Source organism: Rhizobium sp. CSW-27 (assembly GCF_018760785.1).
Lineage (GTDB): Bacteria > Pseudomonadota > Alphaproteobacteria > Rhizobiales > Rhizobiaceae > Neorhizobium.
In genome coordinates this window covers 1-1,297 of record NZ_JAHHZO010000058.1, presented here as the reverse complement: position 1 = coordinate 1,297, position 1,297 = coordinate 1, and the positions used below count along the sequence as shown (strand labels likewise).

The following is a 1,297-nucleotide window of genomic DNA, read 5'->3' as shown; positions in this document are numbered from 1 at the left end:
GCGCCGGCAACGGAACCCGTGGCGGCAACAACAACATCCGTCTCGCCCGTCACCTCGACCGAACCGCCAGACGTGCTCAGCGCATCGGCAAGCTCCACCGAGCCACCGAGGGCAGAGACAGACACCGCACCCGCGGTCGTCACACGACCAAGCTTGGCATCCGTACCGGCCGACAGCGCCACGTTACCCGTGCCGCCATCGATCAGCGAACCCGACGCCTGCGTCAGACCACCCGTCATTGCCGTCAGCGATACGCCGTTGGCGCCGGCAACGGAACCCGTGGCGGCAACAACAACATCCGTTTCGGCCGTCACGTCGACCGAACCGCCAGACGTGCTCAGCGCATCGGCAAGCTCCACCGAGCCGGCGAGTGCCGAGACAGACACCGCACCCGCGGTCGTCACACGGCCAAGCTTGGCATCCGTACCGGCCGACAGCATCACGTCACCCGTGCCGCCGTCAATGAGAGAGCCAGATGCCTGCGTCAGATCACCCGTCGTTGCCGTCAGCGATACGCCGTTGGCGCCGGCAACGGAACCCGTGGCGGCAACAACAACATCCGTCTCGCCCGTCACCTCGACCGAACCGCCAGACGTGCTCAGCGCATCGGCAAGCTCCACCGCACCGGCGAGGGCCGAGACAGACACCGCACCCGCGGTCGTCACACGGCCAAGCTTGGCATCCGTACCCGCCGACAGCGTCACGTCACCCGTGCCGCCATCGATCAGAGAGCCAGAGGCCTGCGTCAGATCACCCGTCGTTGCCGTCAGAGACACGCCGCCGGTCCCCGTGGCGGTCACGCTGGCGCTGGAGGCAAGCGCAAGAGCCGTCTCAGCCATCACCCCGATCGAGCCGTTGGCCGCCTCGATCGCATCGTTCAGGTCGATCCGGCCGGCGACAGCCGTGATGCCGATCGTGCCCGTCCCTGCAGTCTTCACCTGACCGATCGTGGCATCCGTACCCGCCGACAGCATCACGTTACCCGTGCCGCCATCGATCAGCGAACCCGATGCCTGCGTCAGACCGCCGGTCGTTGCCGTCAGCGATACGCCGCCGGTCCCCGTGGCGGTCACGCTGGCGCCGGAGGCAAGCGCAAGAGCCGTCTTCGCCGTCACCCCGATCGAGCCGTTGGCCGCTTCGATCGCATCGTTCAGGTCGATCCGGCCGGCGACAGCCGTGATGCCGATCGTGCCCGCACCCGCGGTCTTGACCTGGCCGATCGTGGCATCCGTACCCGCCGACAGCATCACGTCACCCGTGCCGCCATCAATGAGAGAGCCAGATGCCTGCGTCAGCC

The 1,297-nt window shown here is 67.6% G+C and carries 1 protein-coding gene; it reads right to left on the bottom strand.

The features are described 5' to 3' along the window. Positions 1–1,297: beta strand repeat-containing protein (locus tag KLP42_RS26535; protein ID WP_215571157.1), on the bottom strand; the 1,297-nt coding region annotated here is incomplete at both ends.